The following is an 18,828-nucleotide window of genomic DNA, read 5'->3' as shown; positions in this document are numbered from 1 at the left end:
CGACCCCTCCCCTCAAGGGGAGGGGAGTTACTTCCGCCCCTGGTGACGGATGTTCCCCGGCCTCCCGCGCCGCTTGAGCACGCGTGGCGGGCGGCGGTCGCTCTCGCGCGCCCGCCCTCCCCCGCCGCCGCCGGCGCCGCCGTAGCGCCCCTCGGGCAGCTCGAAGCGCAGCGCGCCCGACACCGGATTGGCCTCCGCCAACCGCAACTCCAGCCGCTGTCCCTGCGCATAGGTCTCGCCGCTATGCTCGCCGATCAGCCGGCGAGATGCCTCATCATAGCGGAAATATTCGCCGCCCAGGTCGCGCACCGGCATCAGCCCGTCACCCCCGACGCCCTCGACCGTCGCGAAGAAGCCGAAGTTGGTCACGCCGGTGATGCGCGCCTCGACCAGCGCGCCGACGCGCTCGGCCAGATAGGCGGCGACGTAGCGGTCGATCGTCTCGCGCTCGGCCTCCATGGCGCGGCGCTCGAGCTGGCTGATCGTCTCGCCGGCGCGCTGGAAATCCTCGTCGCCCGCCAGCCCGCCGGGGCCGAGCGCGTAGGCGCTCACCAGCGCGCGGTGGACCATGAGGTCGGCGTAGCGCCGGATCGGCGAGGTGAAATGCGCGTAGCTGCCCAGCGCCAGCCCGAAATGCCCCTGGTTGAGCGGGGCGTAATAGGCCTGGGTCTGGCTGCGCAGGATCTGCTCCATGATCTCGGGGCGGAACTCGGCGTCGCCGACGCGCGCGATGATATGGTTGAAGGTGGCGGGACGGATCACCTGGCCGAGCGCGAACGCCACGTCGAAGGTGGCGAGATAGTCCTTCAGCGCGACCAGCTTCTCGCGCGCGGGCGCCTCGTGGACGCGGTACATCACCGGCGCCTTCTTCGCCTCCAGCGCCTTGGCCGCCGCGACGTTGGCGGCGATCATGTAATCCTCGATCAGCCGATGCGCGTCGAGCCGCTCGCGCGCCGCGACCGACATGATGCGGCCCTTCTCGTCGAGCACGACGCGGCGCTCGGGCAGGTCGAGCGCGAGCGGCTCGCGCCGGTCGCGCGCCGCGGCGAGCGCGCGCCAGCAGTCCCACAAGGGAGCGAGCGCGGTGTCGACGAGGGCGGGGTCCCAGGAGGGAGGGGCGACATCCTCCCTGGGACGGAGCATCGGGTCGGATCGTCCCCCGGACGATCCTTGATCATGCGGGGCATGATCAGCCCGATGCTGGAGACCGCCCGGCGTAGCCGGGTGGTGGAGGGGGCTATCCACGGTTGGGACGATGGCGAGAGTCGACTCTTCCGAAGGTAGCGCTCGTGGCGCGCCCCCTCCACCACCGGCTTCGCCGGCGGTCCCCCTCCCCGTTCCGGGGAGGAATGGGGGATCCCCCGCCGCCCGCCCGTCGATCGCGGCCTGCGCCTCCTCATAGGCGATGTTGGCCGCCAGCCGCACCAGAGCGCGCGAGAAGCGCCAGCTCCGCAGCGCGCCGTCCTTGCCGATGCGCAGGTGGCAGGCGAGCGCGGCGCGGTCCTCGCCCGCTTTGAGCGAGCAGACGTCGGCCGACAGGATCTCGGGCAGCATCGGCACGACCCGATCGGGGAAATAGACCGAGTTGCCGCGCGCGCGCGCCTCGCGGTCCAGCGCGCTCTTCGGGCGCACGTAGAAGCTGACGTCCGCGATCGCGACGATCGCCTGCCAGCCGCCCGCGTTGGCGGGATCGTCGTCGGGCGCGGCCCAGACCGCGTCGTCGTGGTCGCGCGCGTCGGCCGGGTCGATCGCGACGATCGGCAAATGGGTGAGGTCCTCGCGCCCCTCGCCGAGCGGCTGGCGCGCGACCCGCTCGGCCTCGTCGAGCGCCTCCTGCGCGAACACGTCGGGGATGCCGAGCCGGTGGATCGCGATCAGCGAGAAGCTGCGCGGCGCGAACGGGTCGCCCAGCCGCTGCACCACGCGCGCGGTGATCCGCGGCGGCCGCCCGGCCTTCTCGGCGAGCACCAGGTCGCCCGCCTCGGCGTCGCCCGCGTCGGACACGGCATACTCGCGCCGCTCCTTCTTCTCGACGCCCTGGAGCCACAGCCGCTCGCCCTCGCGCCGTAGCACCCCGATCAGCTGCTCGGCGGCGGGGGCGAGCACCTTCATCGGGTGCGCGGTCCAGCCCTGACCGGTCTCCTCGGTGCGCGCGAGCAGCCGCTCGCCGACGCCCAGCGCGCCGCGCCGGCGCTCGCGCACGCGGATCCGCGGCACGGGCACGTCGGCCTCCCAGTTCTCGGGCACCGCCCAGACGTTGCCGCCCTCGTCCACGTCGGCGACGCGCAGCACGGTCACCTTGGGCAGCCCGCCCATCTTGTGGAAGGCGCGGCCGGGGGCGGAGTCGATCAGCCCCTCGTCGGCCATGTCCTTGAGCAGCGCCTTCAGCGCGATCTTCTGTTGCGCGGAGAGCGCGAAGGCGCGCGCGATCTCGCGCTTGCCCGCGGGCGTGGTGGCGGTGGCGATGAAGTCGAGCACCTGCTCGCGCGTGGGCAGGCCGGGGGGCGGTTTCTTTGGCACGCGGCGGAGATAGGCGCTCGCGCGGCGCCGCGCCATGCGCGAGTGAGAGGGCGCGCCTCGGGGAGGTGCGCTACGCCGTCACCCGCGCGCGGCGGCGCATGCCCTCAGCGCTGGCGAGGTGGTGCGCGTGGGTGATCGCCACCGCCAGCGCGTCGGCGGCGTCGGGGCCGGCGAGCTTGGCGCCGGGCAGCAGCACCGCCATCATCGCCTGGATCTGGCGCTTCTCCGCGCCGCCGGTGCCGACCACCGCTTTCTTCACGGTGGAGGGGTGATACTCGCCGATCGCCAGGCCCGCGCCGGCGGCGGCGAGCAGCACCACGCCGCGCGCCTGCCCCAGCTTGAGCGTCGATTGCGCGTTGGTGTTGCCCAGCACCTCCTCCACCGCGGCCGAGTCGGGGCGTTCGGCCAGGATCACGTCGGTCAGCGCGGCGTGGAGGTTGGACAGGCGGCGCGGCAGCGGCATCGACGGCTCGGTGCGGATCTGGCCGTTGGCGATATGGCTGAGCCGGTTGCCGTCGGCGTGGATCACGCCCCAGCCGGTCGTGCCGAGCCCAGGATCCAGCCCGAGGATGATCATGCCGCCGTACCGGGGGCGCCCACCGTCAACCCAGTCGCTCCATCACCGCGTCGGAGACCTCGTAATTGCCCCAGACGGTCTGGACATCGTCGTCGTCGTCGAGCGCGTCGATCAGCTTGAACAAGGTCGCGGCCTCGTCCTCGCCGACCTCGACCATCGTCTGCGGCCGCCACGCCAGCTTGGCGCCCTCGGCCTCGCCCAGCACCGGCTCGAGCGCCTTGGCGACCTCGTGCAGGTCGCCGACCGCGGTCCAGATCTCATGCCCCTCGTCGCTCGAGGTGACGTCCTCGGCGCCCGCCTCCAGCGCGGCCTCGAACACCTTCTCGGCGTCGCCCACGCTGGCGGGATAGGTGATCAGGCCGACGCGGTCGAAGGCGTGGCTCACCGATCCGCTCGCGCCGAGGTTGCCGCCGTTCTTCGACACCGCGGTGCGCACGTTGGTCGCGGTGCGGTTGCGATTGTCGGTCAGCGCCTCGATGATCAGCGACACGCCGCCGGGGCCGAAGCCCTCGTAGCGGATCTCCTCGTAGCTCTCCGTGTCGCCCTTGGTCGCCTTGTCGATCGAGCGCTGGATATTGTCCTTGGGCATCGACTGCGCCTTGGCCGCGTTGACCGCGGCGCGCAGGCGCGGGTTCATGTCGGGGTCGGGTAGGCCCATCTTGGCCGCCACGGTGATCTCGCGGCTGAGCTTGGAGAACATGCCCGAGCGCTTCTTATCCTGCGCACCCTTGCGGTGCATGATGTTCTTGAATTTGGAATGGCCTGCCATGACTGCCTCTAGCGGGTAATCCCCAGCCTTTATCCCGCGCGGGGCCGCGATGCCAGTCCGGGAGGGCAAGCCTGAGCGGGTGAACGTTCTGAGACCCACGCGCCACCACCCCTGCGGACGCCGGACCCAGGCGCGAAAACGGACGTGAGGACCGCGACGTCCCCCGATTGGACCCGGCGCCCGCCGGGGTGGAGGCGAATGGCGGCGCCGACCAGCCCGAAGCCCGCCCTACCCGCCATCATCGCGCTTGCCCCGACTCCACCCCATCGGGCACAGGCGGCGGCAATGACCGTCAGCGTGGACATGGGCACCGACACGTCGGGCGCGCCCGTGACAATGGATCTCGAGGAACTGCTCGCCACCCGCTTGCTCGTCCAGGGCAATTCGGGCTCGGGCAAGTCGCACCTGCTCCGCCGCCTGCTCGAGGGCTCGGCCGGGCAGGTGCAGCAGGTGGTGATCGATCCCGAGGGCGACTTCGTCACGCTGTCCGAGCGCTACGGCCATGTCGTGATCGAGGGCGCGGACTATGCCGAGCGCGAGATCGCGCGCATCGCGGCGCGGCTGCGCGAGCATCGCGCCAGCGTCGTGCTCAGCCTCGAGGGGCTGGAGGCGGAGGGCCAGATGCGCTGCGCCGCGGGCTTCCTCGGCGCGCTGTTCGACGCGCCGCGCGAGCATTGGTACCCCGCGCTGGTGGTAGTCGACGAGGCGCAGCTGTTCGCCCCCACGACCGGCGGCGAGGTGGCCGAGGACGTCCGCCGCGCCTCGCTCTCCGCCATGACCAACCTGATGTGCCGCGGGCGCAAGCGCGGGCTGGCCGGGGTGATCGCGACGCAGCGGCTCGCGAAGCTCGCCAAGAACGTCGCGGCCGAGGCGAGCAACTTCCTGATGGGGCGGACCTTCCTCGACATCGACATGGCGCGCGCGGCGGACCTGCTCGGCATGGAGCGGCGCCAGGCGGACGTGATCCGCGACCTCGCGCGCGGCACCTTCCTGGCGCTCGGCCCGGCGGTGTCGCGCCGGCCGCTGACGGTGAAGATCGGCGCGGTGGAGACCCAGGCGCGCAGCGGCAGCCCCAAGCTCGTCCCGCTGCCCAGGGCGGACAGCGTCGACGTCCAGGCACTGCTCGACGTCACGCCCGAGGCGGCACCGTCGCTGCCGCTGTCGTTCGACCCGCGCCCGCGTCGCGTGCCGACCGACGAGCTGATCGCCGACCTCGCCGCCCCCGTCGCGCCGGGCGTCCCCGCGCCGGCGCTGCCCGACCGCTCGGAGGCGGAGGTGGAGGAAGTCTACGCCGAGGTGCTGCGCGCGATCGTCGCCGACGCGGAGAGCGCGGGGCGGCCCGCGGCGGTGCTGTTCCAGGACTTTCAGGTGCGCTGCCGGATGACGGGCGTGGCGCGGCCGGGGCTCGACCTCGCCGCGTTCAGCCGGCGATTGTCGTGCGCGCGCGCGGGGATCTTCGCGCCGCACGCCGAGGAATGGGCGAGCGCGTTGGCGCTGGCGCAGGGGCTGCCCGACGACATGCTCGGTGCCTTCCTGCTGGTGGCGAAAGCGGCACGCGACGGCGAGCCGTGCCCGTCGGACGAGGCGATCGCGCATACCTATGGGACGAGCTCGCTCGGGCGGGTGAAGCGGCTTATCGGCTATATCGAGAGCCGCGACCTGTTCGTCACGCGCACCGACATGGCGGGCAAGCGCTCGATCACCATCCCGCATCTGGGATGGACGACGGGGGCGGCGGAGGCGGCGTAGCGTTTCCGGTGAGGTGGCCGTGTGCGGAGAGCCCCCTCCACCACCGGCTTCGCCGGTGGTCCCCGTCCCCGCCACGCGGGGAGGAGCTAGATCCTCCCCGGCACGGGGAGGGGGACCGCTCGCGAAGCGAGTGGTGGAGGGGGATCTCCCCACACGCTCTGCTTACCCCTTCATAACCTTACCCCGTCTCGAGCTGCGCCTCCGCCACCAGCGGCGGCGTCTGCTGGTGCTGCACCACCGTCCAATGCTCGTGCTCGATCCGGCGATAGGTCGAGGTGCAGTGCGCGACATAGGTCTCGCCTTCGCCCCTGCTCGCCTCGACCTTGTAGGCCGCCACGATCAGCCCCTCCTGCGGGCGCACGATATGCTGCTCGCTGAAGCGCACCTCGTCCCACCGCGGCGTCTTGCTCACCGCCTCGACCGCCGCGGCGCTCTCGAGCACATAGGGCGGCTGCGGGACTACCATCAGCGCCGATTCGTCGATCGACTCACGATAATGGTCCGCGTCGGCGGTCCACAGGCTCTCCTCGAAGGCCCAGACTCGATCGTCTTCCATGCTGTCGGCTCCCGTGCTGCTGCCTCGTCCAAGCGAGGTGGGCGCGGGATCGTTCCGTCGCGCCTCAGCCCGCCGCGCCGCGCCGCCACGGATAGCCGCTGACGCGCGGCCACAGCAGGTTGAGCGCGAGCCCGCCCAGCACCAGCGCGGCGGCGAGCAGCTTCCAGCCCGGCAGCGGCTCGCCCAGCAGCAGCGCCGAGGTGCCCATGCCGAACACCGGCACCAGCATCGCGCTCGGCGTGATCGTCGCCGCTGGATGCCGCGCCAGCAGCCAGCCCCAGGCGGCGTAGCCGAACAAGGTGTTGCCGACCGCCTGCCACGCCACCGCCGCCCACACGCCCGGCCCGGCGCGCTGCATCGCCTCCATGATCGGCGCCGCACCCTCGACCAGCAGCGCGGCGGCGACCAGCGGCGGCACCGCGAAGGCGCTCGACCAGACGACGAAGCCGAGCATGTCGGTGGTGCCGCTCGCCTTGGCGACCTGGTTGCCGCCGGCCCAGCTGATCGCCGCCGCGATCGTCAGCGCGATGCCGAGCGGGGTCGCGGCGCGGTCATTATGGACGAGGATGGTGAGGATGCCCGCGCTCGCCAGCACCAGCGCACCGAGCTGATAGCCGCGCACGCGCTCGCCGCTCAGCGCGATCGCGAGGCCGATGGTGAAGAAGACCTGGCTCTGCACCACCAGGCTGGCCAGGCCGGGCGAGATCCAGCCGTCCATGGCGAGGAACAACAGCCCGAACTGCCCCGCGCCGATCAGCAGGCCGTAGGACGCGAGCGAGAGCCACCTCACCTTAGGCCGCGGCACGACCAGCGCCGGCAGAAAGGCGAGCGCGAAGCGGCAGGCGGCGAAGGCGAGCGGCGGCAGCACGTCGAGCGCGGCGCGGATCACGACGAAATTGGTTCCCCACACCGCCACCACGGCGAGCGCGAGCAGCAGGTGGCGCGGCGGCACCGCGCCCGCGGTGGGCGCGGCCATGCTCAGCCGAGCAGCCCGAGGTCGGTCAGCTCCGCGCGCAGCGCGTCGGTGCCGGCGAACAGGTGCGAGCGGATGCCGAGCGCGCGTGCCGCCGTCACGTTCGCCTCGTTGTCGTCGACGAAGAAGGCCTCGTCGGCGGCGAGGCCGAAACGGCGCAGCGCGAGATGGTAGATCGCGGGGTCCGGCTTCACGACGCGCTCGTCGCCCGAGACGACGATGTCGCGGAAGCGGTCGAACAGCGCCGCCTCGCGCGCGCGGAACGGCGCGAAGAACTCGCCCGAGAAGTTGGTGATCGCGAACAGTGGCACGCCGCGCGCGTCGAGCGCCTCGACCAGCGCGGGCATGCCCGGGATCGCGCCGGGGATCTGCTCGCCGAAGCGCGGCCCCCACAGCGCGATCATCTCGGCGTGCTGCGGATGCGCGGCGCTCAGCTCGGCGCTGGTCTCGGCGAAGGGCCGGCCGGCGTCGTGCTGGAAATGCCACTCGCGCGTGGCGACGTCGCGCAGGAACGAGTCGAGCGCCCGCTCGTCGTCGAACAGGCGCCCGTACAGCGCGCGCGGGTCCCAGTCGTAGAGGACGTGACCGACGTCGAAGATCACCGACGTCGGGGCGCTGGCCGCCGACGTCACGTCCGCCATCGCGCCGGAGGCGATCAGCCCTGGCGCGCCTTGAAGCGGCGGTTCGTCTTGTTGATGACGTAGGTGCGGCCGCGACGGCGGATCACGCGATTGTCGCGGTGACGGTCCTTGAGCGACTTGAGGCTGTTGCGGATCTTCATGGCGGTGGCGCTTCTGTCGAGAGAATAGGGAAAGCGCGCCGCCTAGAGAGCGGGGGGTGGAAAGTCAACCGAGTCGGGGGGCGGTGGCATGCGACGCTCCCCGATCGCGGGGAGGGAAACCACCGCACGTCATTGCGGTGGTGGAGGGGGCGTCCACGAGCGCGGCGCCGCGTGGAGAGCCCCCTCCACCACGCCGCTTCGCATCGCGGTCCCCCTCCCCGCGAGCGGGGAGGATCTGTCCCTCCACAGGCAGGAAGTGACGACTCACCGCGACGCTCCCCTCTCCCCACCCCGGCGGAGCTTGCGACGCGCTGCGGCGTTGCTATGGCGCAACGATCGTTTCCGAAGGATGTGTCATGCGTCGTCTCGTCCTCGTCCTTCTCGCCGCCGCACCGCTGGCCGCCTGCGCCACCGGGCCGCAGCGCTTCCCCGTCGAGGCGACCCGCTTCCACTATGACGCCGTCGCCGAGCGCGGCACCGTGAGCGTCGAGCCGCTCCAGGGCGCGGGCTCCCCCAGCCTCGAGTACAAGACCTATGCCGCCGCGGTCGAGGCCGAGCTGCTGCGCAACGGCTTCACCAGCCCCGCGCCCGGCACCACCGCCCAATATATCGCCACCGTCGGCTTCACCCGCACCGACCGGCCGCTGCCGCCGCGCAGCTCGCCGGTGCAGATCGGTCTCGGCGGCGGCGGCTTCTCGGGCGGGCGGCGCGGCGGCACCGGTCTGGGCGGCGGCATCAGCTTCCCACTGGGCCAGGCGCGCGAGCGGGTCGGCGTGGTGACCGAGCTGGCGGTCCGGCTGCGGCGCGGCCCCAACGCGATCTGGGAGGGCCAGGCGCAGTCGCTCACCGACACCAGCGCGCCCGACGCCGACGCCAACGCGGTCGCGGCGCGGCTCGCCACCGCCCTGTTCAAGGATTTTCCCGGTGAGTCCGGGCGCACGGTCGAGGTGAAATGACGCTACAGATCAACGCCGCCTTCGACGGTGGCAATATCCGCCTGGTCGAGCTCAGCGGCGAGGGCGACGACTGGACCTGCGATCTCGAGATCGTGCGCGACCACCAGTCCGACTTCTACCAATGGTTCTACTTCCGCGCCGCCGGGCTGCGCGGTAAGCGCGTGACCTTCCGCATCGTCAACGCGGGTCAGTCGGCCTATCCGTTCGGCTGGCCTGGCTATCGCACGCGCGCCTCGACCGACCTCGAGGCGTGGCGGATGATCGACACGCGCTACGACGGCGGCGTGCTCACCTTCGACTGGACCGGACACGGCGACCTCGCCTGGTTCGCCTATTTCGCGCCCTTCACCATGGAGATGCACGCGCGACTGGTGGCGCGGATCGCGGCGCGGCCGGGCGTGACCCATCGCGAGCTGGGCACCACGCTCGACGGCCAGGCGATCGATTACCTCCGCTTCGGCAGCGGCGCCAAGCAGGTGTGGCTCTACGGCCGCCAACACCCCGGCGAGTCGATGACCGAATATTGGATGGAGGGCGCGCTCGACTGGCTCACCGGCGACGCGGCGGCGCCGCTGCTGGCGGCGGCGACGGTCCACGTCGTCCCCAACATGAACCCCGATGGCACGCGCCGCGGTCATCTCCGAACAAACGCGGCGGGCGTGAACCTCAACCGCGAGTGGCACGCGCCCAGCCCCGAGCGCAGCCCCGAGGTGTTGTGCGTGCTGCGGGAGATGGACCGCACCGGCGTCACCTTCGCGATGGACGTCCACGGCGACGAGGCGATCCCGGCGAATTTCATCGCCGGCTTCGAGGGCATCCCCTCCTGGACCGACGCCCACGGCGCCAAATTCTACGATTTCGGCCGACGGCTGGCGGCGCACAGCCGCGACTTCCAGACCGAGCTGGGATACGAGCGCTCGGCGCCGGGTAAGGCCAATCTCTCGATGTCGACCAACCAGCTCGCCGAGCGCTTCGGGGCGGTGTCGGTGACGCTCGAGATGCCCTTCAAGGACCATGATCCCCACCCCGACCCCGAGTTCGGCTGGAGTCCCGAGCGCAGCCGCGCGCTGGGCGTGTCGTGCCTCGAAGTGGTGGCGGAGATGATCGACGGGTTATGAGACCCGAGATCCTCCCCGTCGAGCGGGGAGGGTCGTCACGCCGGCCTCACCGTCCGGCGCGGCGGTGCAATTCCCCTTCCAGCTCTCCGATATAGCGGCGGAGCGAGCCGGCGGAGAGCGGGTCGGTCACCATGGTCGCGGCGCGCCGCGCGCGCGCCAGTTCGGTGCGCACGAGCTCGTGCGACGCCTCGCGTAACATTGCTGCAGTTTCCCCGGCCTCACTCGCGCGCTTCATGCGCGAGGGCGCGAGGCGGGGATTGGATAAAATTACCGTCCGGCCGCGATCCGGATCGAAATGGACAAAATCGACCCGGGCCGCGCGGGCTCACTCCCGGCGATAATCCTTGAGCTCGTCACCGATGATACGGACGACGTGGAGCACGTTGGTCGAGCCCGGGGTGCGGAACGGCACGCCCGCCATCACGATCACGCGGTCGCCCGCCTGCGCGATGCCCTGGCGCAGCGCGATCCGCTTGGCCTTGGCGACCATCTCCTCGAACGACTCGACGTCGCGCGTGACGACGTTGTGCGTGCCCCACAGCAGCCCGAGCCGGCGCGCGGTCTCGCGGTTCGGCGTCAGCACCAGGATCGGCACCGAGGGGCGCTCGCGCGCGATCCGGCGCGCGGTCGAGCCCGAGCTGGTGAAGCAGATGATCGCCGCCGCCGAGACGGTAGCGGCGATGTTCTTGGCCGATTCCGCCAGCGCGTCGGCGGTGGTGGGATCGGGGCGCGTGACGGTGAAGTGGATGCGGTCGCCGTGCATCGGGTCGCGCTCCACCGCGTCCCCGATCGCGTTCATCATCGCCACCGACTCGACCGGCCAGGCGCCCGCCGCGCTCTCCGCGGAGAGCATGATCGCGTCGGCGCCGTCGTAGATCGCGGTGGCGACGTCGGAGACCTCGGCGCGGGTCGGCGACGGGCTCTGGATCATCGACTCGAGCATCTGCGTGGCGACCACCACCGGGCGGCCCATGCGCCGCGCGGTCTCGACGATGCGCTTCTGCAGCGGCGGCACCGACTGCGGCGGCAGCTCGACGCCGAGGTCGCCGCGCGCGACCATGACGCCGTCGCACATCTCGACGATCTCCTCAAGCCGCTCGATCGCCGCGGGCTTCTCGATCTTGGCGAGCAGCGCGGCCTCGCCCTGGATCAGCTTGCGCGCCTCGGCGAGATCCTCGGGGCGCTGGACGAACGAGAGCGCGATCCAGTCGACCCCCTGCTCGAGCGCGAACGACAGGTCGGAGCGGTCCTTCTCGGTCAGCGCCGCCATCGGCACCACCACGTCGGGCACGTTGAGGCCCTTGTTGTCGCTCAGCGCGCCGCCGATCTCCACCGTGGTGACGATGCGGTTCTCGTCATGGTCGGTGACGCGCAGCACCAACTTGCCGTCGTCGAGCAGCAGCCGCGCGCCGGGCTCGATCGCGGCGAAGATCTCGCGGTGCGGCAGCCGCACGCGCGTCGCGTCACCCGGCGTGGGGTCATGGTCGAGCGTGAAGGTGCTGCCGTGCTCCAGCATCACGCGGCCACCGTCGAACTTGCCGACGCGCAGCTTGGGACCCTGGAGATCGGCGAGGATGGTCGACGGCCGGTTGAACTTCTCCTCCAGCGCGCGGATCGAGCGGATGATCTGCGCCTTGGACGCCTGATCGCCGTGACTCATGTTGATGCGGAACGCGTCCGCGCCCGCCTGGAACAGCGTCGCGATCATCTCGGGCGTGTCGCTCGCCGGGCCAAGGGTGGCGAGCACGCGGACTTTGCGCGAGCGCGGGGCGATCGTATCGGATGTCTCGGTCACATGCGCCTTCCTGCTTTGCCGCGGCCGCCTTAGCGACTAACGCGCGCGGATCAAATCCGGAGATGCAGATGGACCAGCGCGATCCCCTCGACACGATCGACGACGCCACCGCCGCCGCGGCCTTCCGACGGCTGGTGCGCCACCTGCGCCATCGTACCGACGCGCAGAACGTCGACCTGATGGGGCTGGCCGGTTTCTGCCGCAACTGCCTGTCAGATTGGGTCAGCGAGGCGGGCGACCTGCCCAAGGAAGCCGGCCGCGAGGCGATCTACGGCATGCCCTATGCCGAGTGGAAGGAGCGCCACCAGCAGGAGGCGACCCCGGAGCAACTGGCGCGGATGAAGGAGAGCGTCGCGCGCAACGCGTGAGCGCGCCGGACCGGCCGGCGGCGACCTTGACTCCGCCGGTCCGCCCCGCTACCCGCGCCGCTTCGCAATCGCCCCCGCACCCCGGTGAAGCGGCGGGCCTGCGCTTTCCACCTCGTGGATCACGCAGCGCGATGACCGGGACCAACGTTGTACGCCATTGCTTAGGAACATCTGATGTCGAAGCGCAGCAGCGCCAAGTATAAGCTCGACCGTCGTCTCGGCGAGAACATCTGGGGCCGGCCGAAGAGCCCGGTCAACAAGCGCGAGTACGGCCCCGGCCAGCACGGCCAGCGCCGCAAGGGCAAGATGTCGGACTTCGGCATCCAGCTGCGCGCCAAGCAGAAGCTCAAGGGCTATTACGGCGACGTCACCGAGAAGCAGTTCCGCCACGCCTATGAGGAGGCGTCGCGCATGAAGGGCGACACCTCGCAGAACCTCATCGGCCTGCTCGAGCGCCGGCTCGACGCGATCGTGTATCGCGCCAAGTTCGCGCCGACGATCTGGGCGGCGCGCCAGCTGGTCAGCCACGGCCACGTCCGCGTCAACGGCGTGAAGTGCAACATCGCGTCGCGCCGCTGCGACGTGGGCGACGAGATCACGCTCGGCACCAAGGCGCAGGAGATGGCGCTGGTGCTCGAGGCGCAGCAGCTCGCCGAACGCGAGGTGCCCGATTACGTCGCGGCCGACGGCGCCGCGAAGGTCTCCTTCATCCGCGTGCCGACGCTGGACGAGGTGCCCTATCCGGTGAAGATGGAGCCGAACCTGGTCGTCGAGTTCTACTCGCGCTGACCTGACCTGACCTGCCCGTCGCCCCGGCATCGACCGGGGTGGCCCGGGAGGGCGAGCCCTTCCCAGAGGACCCCGGCCACGTGCCGGGGTTTTTCGTTGGCGCGCTCCGGGGCACGTGCTCCGGGGCACGCCGGAGCTTAGGGCCGCAGGCGTGGCGCTGGTGGCTCTGGGCTCCTGCGTGCGCAGGAGCACGCCGGCGCCGGGCTTGCGCCACCCCGCCCCCGCAACCAACCCGACCCGCTCTCGTTCTCCGTCCACACCGACAGGAGACCCAAGATGGCGGACGCCAACACCGACCCGACCAAGCTCAAGCACGACCTGTGGCAGAAGATGGCGGACAGCCCGTTCGTCATGGTCGGCCCGGCGGACGGCTCGGCGCACAGCGAGCCGCTCACCGCGCAGCTCGACGAGGATCAGGTCGACACGCTGTTCTTCTTCGTCGGCAAGGACAATCGCCTCGCCGGCGGCGGGCGCGTGATGGCGCAGTACGTGTCCAAGGGGCACGACTTCTTCGCCTGCATGGACGGCCAGGCGCGCCTCGACGACGACGCCGCGCAGATCGACAAGCTCTGGAATAAGCAGGCCGAGGCCTGGTTCCCGGGCGGTCGCGAGGACCCGAACCTGGCGCTATTGCGGGTCGACGTCGACAGCGCCGAGCTGTGGGAGACGGATATCTCGCTCTCGGGCCGGGTGAAGATGCTGTTCGGCGGCACGATCAAGCCGAGCGAGTCGGGCAGCCATGCCAAGGTGGCGACGACGGCGGAGAGCTCGCCGGCGTGAGGGTGAAATCCTCCCCGGCACGGGGAGGGGGACCGCTCGCGAGGCGAGTGGTGGAGGGGGATTACCTCACCCGACGCGGTGCGCGCGTGGAGAGCCCCCTCCGTCGGCGCTGACGCGCTGCCACCTCCCCGCGAGCGGGGAGGATCTAACGAAAAGGGCGCCCGGCTCTCACCGGGCGCCCTTCTCGCGTCAGCCGCTCAGCGCGACTTACGCGCTGTAGTACATGTCGTATTCGACGGGGCTCGGGGTCATCTCCCAGCGCGCCACGTCCTGCCACTGCAGCTCGACATAGGCCTCGATCTGGTCCTTGGTGAACACGTCGCCCTTCAGCAGGAAGTCGTGGTCCGCCATCAGCGAGTCGAGCGCCTCGCGCAGCGACGCGCAGACCGTCGGCACCTGTGCCAGCTCGGCCGGCGGCAGGTCGTACAGGTTCTTGTCCATCGCCTCGCCGGGATGGATCTTGTTCTGGATGCCGTCGAGGCCCGCCATCAGCAGCGCGGCATAAGCGAGATACGGGTTGGCCATCGCGTCGGGGAAGCGCACCTCGACGCGCTTGCTCTTCGGGCCCGTGCCATAGGGGATGCGGCACGAGGCCGACCGGTTGCGCGCCGAGTAAGCGAGCAGCACCGGCGCCTCGTACCCCGGCACCAGCCGCTTGTAGCTGTTGGTGGTCGGGTTGGTGAAGGCGTTGATCGCCTTGGCGTGCTTGATGATCCCGCCGATGAAATAGAGGCAGGTGTCGGACAGGCCGGCATAGCCGTTGCCCGCGAACAGCGGCTCCTTGCCGTTCCAGATCGAGAAGTGCGTGTGCATCCCCGAGCCGTTATCTTCCTTGATCGGCTTGGGCATGAAGGTGGCCGACTTGCCATAGGCATGCGCGACCTGGTGCACGACATACTTGTAGATCTGCATGCGATCCGCGGTGGTGGTCAGCGTGCCGAAGGTGAGCCCCAGCTCGTGCTGCGCCGCCGCCACCTCGTGGTGGTGCTTGTCGCACGGCAGGCCCATCTCGATCATGGTCGAGACCATCTCGCCGCGGATGTCGACCGCCGAGTCGACCGGCGCGACCGGGAAGTAACCGCCCTTGGCGCGCGGGCGGTGCGCGAGGTTGCCGCCCTCATACTCGCGGCCGGTGTTGGTCGGCAGCTCGATGTCGTCGATCTTGAAGTAGCTGGTGTTGTAGCTGTTCTCGAAGCGGACGTCGTCGAACATGAAGAACTCGGCCTCGGGGCCGACATAGACCGTGTCGCCGATCCCGGTGGTGGCGACATAGGCCTCGGCGCGCTTGGCGGTGGTGCGCGGGTCGCGGCTATAGCCCTCGCCCGTCGACGGCTCGACGATGTCGCAGAACACGATCAGCATCGGCGTCGCCGAGAACGGGTCGGTGTAGACCGCGTCGAGGTCGGGCTTGAGGATCATGTCCGACTCGTTGATCGCCTTCCAGCCCGCGATCGAGGAACCGTCGAACATCAGGCCGTCGGTCCACTCGTCCTCGCCCATCACCGAGGCGACCATGGTGAGGTGCTGCCACTTGCCCTTGGGATCGGTGAAGCGCAGGTCGACCCACTCGATCTCCTCGTCCTTGATCTTCTGCAGAACGTCTGCGGCCGTGTTCGCCATGATGCTTCTCTCTCTCGCAGGTGCCGTCCCCCGGGCGGGCCGGGCTGGGCGGTAACTCATGATACCGCGGCGCGCGGCCGCGGCGAGGCAGCTCAGATCGCGTCGTTGTCGCGCTCGCCGGTGCGGATACGCAGCGCGGTCTCCACCGGGATCACGAAGATCTTGCCGTCGCCGATCCGGCCGGTCTGCGCCGCGGCGGCGATCGCCTCGACCACGCGCTCGGCGAGACCGTCCTCAACGACCACCTCGAGCTTCACCTTGGGCAGGAAGTCGACGACGTACTCGGCACCGCGATACAATTCGGTGTGACCCTTCTGCCGGCCGAAGCCCTTGGCCTCGGTCACGGTGATGCCGCTGACGCCGATCTCGTGCAGCGCCTCCTTCACCTCATCCAGCTTGAACGGCTTGATGATCGCCTCGATCTTCTTCACGCGATTGACGCCCCACCTCGGATGAAAGACCGATACCCCACGCGGTATCTTGCACCGACCGTGCCAGCCGCGGACGCTCAGGGCAACCCAGTGCGGCGATCGGCGGGGCGACTGCCAGCGATGCGCAAAAAGCAGGCAGACACCCGTCGATTGCCGCCGCTTTGAGCAACCTCGCACTGGCCAATTTGTTAAGCGGCGGGAGAGTAGAGGGCGGCATGCGTATCTTCCGGTCGTCCTGGATCCTCGGCGTGTCGTCGCTCTCGCTGCTGCTCGGCGGCTGTGGCGGTGGCGGTGGTGGCAGCGGCGCGGCGAGCACCCCCGCCGCGGTGGTGGTGACGCCGGCGCCCGCGCCCTCCCCCTCGCCGACGCCGAGCCCGACCCCGCAGCCGACGCCCACCCCCACGCCGGTCTCGGCGGATCCCTCCTCCGCCGCGCCGACCGGCAGCTGGGCGGCGCGCGCCGCCGCGCTCTTCACCGCCCAGCCCGACGTGCCCAACTGCCGCCCGGGGATACTGGCCGACAGCGTGCGCGCCGACGTGCTCGCGCGGCTGAACGCGATCCGCGCGCTCCACCGCCTGCCCGCGGTGACCTATTCCAGTGCCGACGACGAGCAGGCGACCCAGGCGGCGCTGATGATGGCGGCCAACGGCCAGCTCACCCACACGCCGCCGGCGGATTGGAAATGCTACACCGACACCGGCTCGACCGGCGCGGGCACCAGCAACCTCTACGGCGGGCTGATCTCGCCCTATCTCGCTTACTATACCGAGGACATGTACCTCGGCGGCTGGCTCACCGAGACGACCAACCTCGTCGCCAACAACGTCGGCCACCGCCGCTGGATGCTCGACCCCTTCCTCGGCAAGATCAGCTACGGCCGCGTCGCGCAGGTGCTCGCCGACGGCAGCCGCACCGACGCCGCGGCGATGAAGGTGGTGTCGTTCGCCGGCGGCGTGACGGTGCCCGGCGGGCTGCCGCCGTACGTGGCCTATCCCTACGGCGACTATCCGGCGCGCTATTTCGACCCGGCGGCGCTGCTCTCCTTCACGGTGATCGCGGACACGACGCGGCGCGGGGGCGCCAACGCGCAGGTCGATTTCGCCAAGGCGACGGTGCGGGTAGCGAACGGCGACACGGCGCTGACGGTGTCGAACATCAGCTTCGACAACACCGGCTATGGCGTGCCCAACAACCTCCAGTTCGCGGTGGCGGGGCTGGCGAACGACGTCACCTATACGGTGACGATCGACGGCGTGTCCGTGCGCGGCCAGGCGCAGAGCTACAGCTACACGTTCCGGATCGTGCCGTAGACGAGGGTGCATCCTCCCCCTGCGAGGGGAGGATCGATCCAGCGTCGCGGCCCCTCAATACGGCGGCTTGTCGAGCCCCGCGGGCGAGCAGGTGAAAATCTCGCAGCCGTCCTCGGTGATGCCGATCGAATGCTCGAACTGCGCCGAGAGGGAGCGGTCACGCGTCACCGCGGTCCAGCCGTCCTCGAGCAGCTTCACGTCGGGGCGGCCGATGTTGATCATCGGCTCGATCGTGAAGATCATCCCCGGGCGCAGCTCGACACCCGCGCCGGGCCGCCCGACATGCACCACCTCGGGCGCGTCGTGGAACAGACGGCCCAGCCCGTGCCCGCAGAAGTCGCGCACCACGCCGTAGCGGTTCGACTCGGCGTGGCGCTGGATCGCGTGCGCGACGTCACCCATGTGGTTACCCGGGCGCGCCTGCTCGATGCCGAGCATCAGGCACTCATAGGTCACCTCGACCAGCCGCTTGGCCTTCAGCGGCACGTCCCCGACCAGGTACATGCGGCTCGAGTCGCCGTGCCAGCCGTCGACGATCGGGGTCACGTCGACATTGACGATGTCGCCCGACTTCAGCGGCTTGTCCGCGGGGATGCCGTGGCAGACGACGTGGTTGATCGAGATGCAGGTGCTGTGCGCGTAACCGCGATAGCCGAGCGTCGCGGGCACGCCCCCGCCCGCCAGGATGAAGTCGTAGATCAGCCGGTCGAGCGCCGCGGTGGTGACGCCGGGCACCATATGCGGCACCAGCATGTCGAGCGTCTCGGCGGCGAGCCGCCCGGCCCTGTGCATGCCCGCGAAGGCCTCGGGCCCGTGGAGCTTGATCGCGCCGGTGCGCCCGTGCGGCGCGTCGCTGGTGACGGTCACGTAATCGGTCATCGCGGCGATATAGCGTGGCGACCCGTCGAATGCGAGGCTATGCCCGCCCGTCATGGAGACCGAACGCATCTGGACCGCGGCGCTGGTGGTGATCGGCGACGAGATCCTCTCCGGCCGCACGCAGGACAAGAACATCGCCCAGCTGGCGAGCTGGCTCAACGTCCAGGGCATCCGCCTCGCCGAGGTGCGCGTGGTGGCGGACCGTGAGGAGGCGATCGTCGAGGCGGTCAACCAGCTGCGCGCGCGCAACGACTATCTCTTCACCACCGGCGGGATCGGGCCGACGCACGACGACATCACGGTCGACTCGATCGCGGCGGCGCTGGGCGTCGGCGTGGTGCATCATCCCGAGGCGGTGGCGATACTGGAGCGTTACTACGCCACGCGCGGCGGGGTCACCGAGGCGCGCCTGCGGATGGCGCGCGTGCCCGAGGGCGCGACGCTGATCGAGAATCGCGTGTCGGGTGCGCCCGGGATCCACGTCGGCAACGTCTTCATCATGGCGGGCGTGCCGCACATCACCGCGGGGATGCTCGACTCGCTCACCGGGACGCTGGAGGGCGGCCGGCCGGTGGTGAGCCGCACGATCGGCTGCTGGGTGGCGGAGAGCGAGGTCGCCGACCTGCTGCGCGCCACCGAGAAGGCGCATGAGGGCGTCGCGATCGGCAGCTACCCCTTCTTCCGCGAGGGGCGGACCGGCGCCAATTTCGTCGCGCGCTCGCCGGACGCGGCGCTGGTGGAGCGCTGCCTGGCCGACCTGGGCGCCGCGCTGACGGCCGCGGGGCACGAGGTGGTGGCGGGCGGGATCTGAGCGGGGCGTGAGATCCTCCCCTGCAAGGGGAGGGGGACCAGCCGCG

At 70.6% G+C, this 18,828-nt stretch carries 20 protein-coding genes; 8 read left to right on the top strand and 12 right to left on the bottom strand.

The window, feature by feature from the left end:
- Positions 1-27: 27 nt before the first annotated feature.
- The 3 genes from KZ813_RS12075 to KZ813_RS12065 are packed head-to-tail and all read right to left on the bottom strand — an operon-like array spanning position 28 to position 3,866.
- On the bottom strand, positions 28-2,556 hold the full coding sequence (locus tag KZ813_RS12075; protein ID WP_258046699.1) for a ribonuclease R family protein: 2,529 nt from the start codon (positions 2,554-2,556) through the stop codon (positions 28-30).
- 34 nt (positions 2,557-2,590) lie between these two features.
- On the bottom strand, positions 2,591-3,097 hold the full coding sequence (gene ruvC, locus KZ813_RS12070) for a crossover junction endodeoxyribonuclease RuvC (RefSeq protein WP_219755234.1): 507 nt from the start codon (positions 3,095-3,097) through the stop codon (positions 2,591-2,593).
- Positions 3,098-3,122: 25 nt separating this feature from the next.
- The gene (locus KZ813_RS12065) at positions 3,123-3,866 is read right to left on the bottom strand and encodes a YebC/PmpR family DNA-binding transcriptional regulator (RefSeq protein ID WP_219755233.1); all 744 of its coding nucleotides are present in this window, start codon (positions 3,864-3,866) and stop codon (positions 3,123-3,125) included.
- A gap of 285 nt (positions 3,867-4,151) precedes the next feature.
- Here KZ813_RS12065 and KZ813_RS12060 point away from each other — a divergent pair, with 285 nt between their 5' ends.
- Positions 4,152-5,615: an ATP-binding protein gene (locus tag KZ813_RS12060; RefSeq protein ID WP_219755232.1), complete on the top strand. Its 1,464-nt coding sequence runs from the start codon at positions 4,152-4,154 to the stop codon at positions 5,613-5,615.
- A gap of 178 nt (positions 5,616-5,793) precedes the next feature.
- On the opposite strand, the gene KZ813_RS12055 is transcribed toward KZ813_RS12060, so the two are convergent.
- From KZ813_RS12055 to ykgO, 4 genes are all read right to left on the bottom strand, one after another.
- Complete coding sequence (locus tag KZ813_RS12055) at positions 5,794-6,171, bottom strand: DUF4440 domain-containing protein (RefSeq protein WP_219755231.1); 378 nt, start codon at positions 6,169-6,171, stop codon at positions 5,794-5,796.
- 64 nt (positions 6,172-6,235) lie between these two features.
- Entirely contained in the window at positions 6,236-7,147 is a 912-nt protein-coding gene (locus KZ813_RS12050) for an EamA family transporter (RefSeq protein ID WP_258046698.1), read from the bottom strand.
- A gap of 2 nt (positions 7,148-7,149) precedes the next feature.
- Positions 7,150-7,785 carry an HAD family hydrolase gene (locus KZ813_RS12045; protein WP_219755230.1) on the bottom strand — a complete coding sequence of 212 codons (636 nt, stop codon included), beginning with the start codon at positions 7,783-7,785 and terminating at the stop codon, positions 7,150-7,152.
- A gap of 14 nt (positions 7,786-7,799) precedes the next feature.
- Complete coding sequence (ykgO, locus tag KZ813_RS12040) at positions 7,800-7,925, bottom strand: type B 50S ribosomal protein L36 (RefSeq protein WP_003046794.1); 126 nt, start codon at positions 7,923-7,925, stop codon at positions 7,800-7,802.
- A gap of 356 nt (positions 7,926-8,281) precedes the next feature.
- On the opposite strand from ykgO, the gene KZ813_RS12035 reads away from it, so the two are divergent.
- A complete protein-coding gene (locus KZ813_RS12035; protein ID WP_219755229.1) occupies positions 8,282-8,881 on the top strand; it encodes a DUF4136 domain-containing protein in 600 nt (199 codons plus the stop codon).
- A complete protein-coding gene (locus KZ813_RS12030; RefSeq protein ID WP_219755228.1) occupies positions 8,878-9,999 on the top strand; it encodes a M14 family metallopeptidase in 1,122 nt (373 codons plus the stop codon). The genes KZ813_RS12035 and KZ813_RS12030 overlap by 4 nt, the downstream gene beginning before the upstream one ends.
- A 46-nt stretch (positions 10,000-10,045) precedes the next feature.
- Here KZ813_RS12030 and KZ813_RS12025 read toward each other — a convergent pair whose 3' ends face one another.
- Both KZ813_RS12025 and pyk read right to left on the bottom strand, forming a co-directional pair.
- Positions 10,046-10,198: a hypothetical protein gene (locus tag KZ813_RS12025; protein ID WP_219755227.1), complete on the bottom strand. Its 153-nt coding sequence runs from the start codon at positions 10,196-10,198 to the stop codon at positions 10,046-10,048.
- A gap of 126 nt (positions 10,199-10,324) precedes the next feature.
- Positions 10,325-11,794, bottom strand: coding sequence for a pyruvate kinase (gene pyk / locus KZ813_RS12020; protein ID WP_219755226.1), 1,470 nt, complete (start codon positions 11,792-11,794; stop codon positions 10,325-10,327).
- Between the two features lie 68 nt (positions 11,795-11,862).
- Here pyk and KZ813_RS12015 point away from each other — a divergent pair, with 68 nt between their 5' ends.
- The 3 genes from KZ813_RS12015 to KZ813_RS12005 all read left to right on the top strand — a co-directional run bounded on the left by KZ813_RS12015 (position 11,863) and on the right by KZ813_RS12005 (position 13,731).
- On the top strand, positions 11,863-12,162 hold the full coding sequence (locus KZ813_RS12015; RefSeq protein ID WP_219755225.1) for a DUF1244 domain-containing protein: 300 nt from the start codon (positions 11,863-11,865) through the stop codon (positions 12,160-12,162).
- Between the two features lie 174 nt (positions 12,163-12,336).
- Positions 12,337-12,951, top strand: coding sequence for a 30S ribosomal protein S4 (gene rpsD / locus KZ813_RS12010; RefSeq protein WP_219755224.1), 615 nt, complete (start codon positions 12,337-12,339; stop codon positions 12,949-12,951).
- 276 nt (positions 12,952-13,227) lie between these two features.
- Positions 13,228-13,731 carry a pyridoxamine 5'-phosphate oxidase family protein gene (locus tag KZ813_RS12005; protein ID WP_219755223.1) on the top strand — a complete coding sequence of 168 codons (504 nt, stop codon included), beginning with the start codon at positions 13,228-13,230 and terminating at the stop codon, positions 13,729-13,731.
- A 207-nt stretch (positions 13,732-13,938) separates the two neighbouring features.
- Here KZ813_RS12005 and glnA read toward each other — a convergent pair whose 3' ends face one another.
- Positions 13,939-15,351 carry a type I glutamate--ammonia ligase gene (gene glnA / locus KZ813_RS12000; protein ID WP_183924528.1) on the bottom strand — a complete coding sequence of 471 codons (1,413 nt, stop codon included), beginning with the start codon at positions 15,349-15,351 and terminating at the stop codon, positions 13,939-13,941.
- A gap of 92 nt (positions 15,352-15,443) precedes the next feature.
- Complete coding sequence (locus KZ813_RS11995) at positions 15,444-15,782, bottom strand: P-II family nitrogen regulator (protein WP_132910351.1); 339 nt, start codon at positions 15,780-15,782, stop codon at positions 15,444-15,446.
- Between the two features lie 215 nt (positions 15,783-15,997).
- On the opposite strand from KZ813_RS11995, the gene KZ813_RS11990 reads away from it, so the two are divergent.
- Complete coding sequence (locus tag KZ813_RS11990; protein WP_219755222.1) at positions 15,998-17,092, top strand: CAP domain-containing protein; 1,095 nt, start codon at positions 15,998-16,000, stop codon at positions 17,090-17,092.
- A 54-nt stretch (positions 17,093-17,146) separates the two neighbouring features.
- Here the strand turns inward: KZ813_RS11990 and map are convergent, their stop codons facing one another.
- Positions 17,147-17,971 carry a type I methionyl aminopeptidase gene (gene map / locus KZ813_RS11985; RefSeq protein ID WP_219755221.1) on the bottom strand — a complete coding sequence of 275 codons (825 nt, stop codon included), beginning with the start codon at positions 17,969-17,971 and terminating at the stop codon, positions 17,147-17,149.
- A gap of 52 nt (positions 17,972-18,023) precedes the next feature.
- Between map and KZ813_RS11980 the strand changes: the two genes are divergently transcribed.
- Positions 18,024-18,782, top strand: a complete 759-nt coding sequence (locus tag KZ813_RS11980; RefSeq protein ID WP_219755220.1) for a competence/damage-inducible protein A — start codon at positions 18,024-18,026, stop codon at positions 18,780-18,782.
- Positions 18,783-18,828: the final 46 nt, after the last annotated feature.

It is taken from the genome of Sphingomonas folli (assembly GCF_019429525.1).
GTDB classification, from domain to species: domain Bacteria; phylum Pseudomonadota; class Alphaproteobacteria; order Sphingomonadales; family Sphingomonadaceae; genus Sphingomonas; species Sphingomonas folii.
This window is presented reverse-complemented; position numbering and strand designations above follow the sequence as displayed.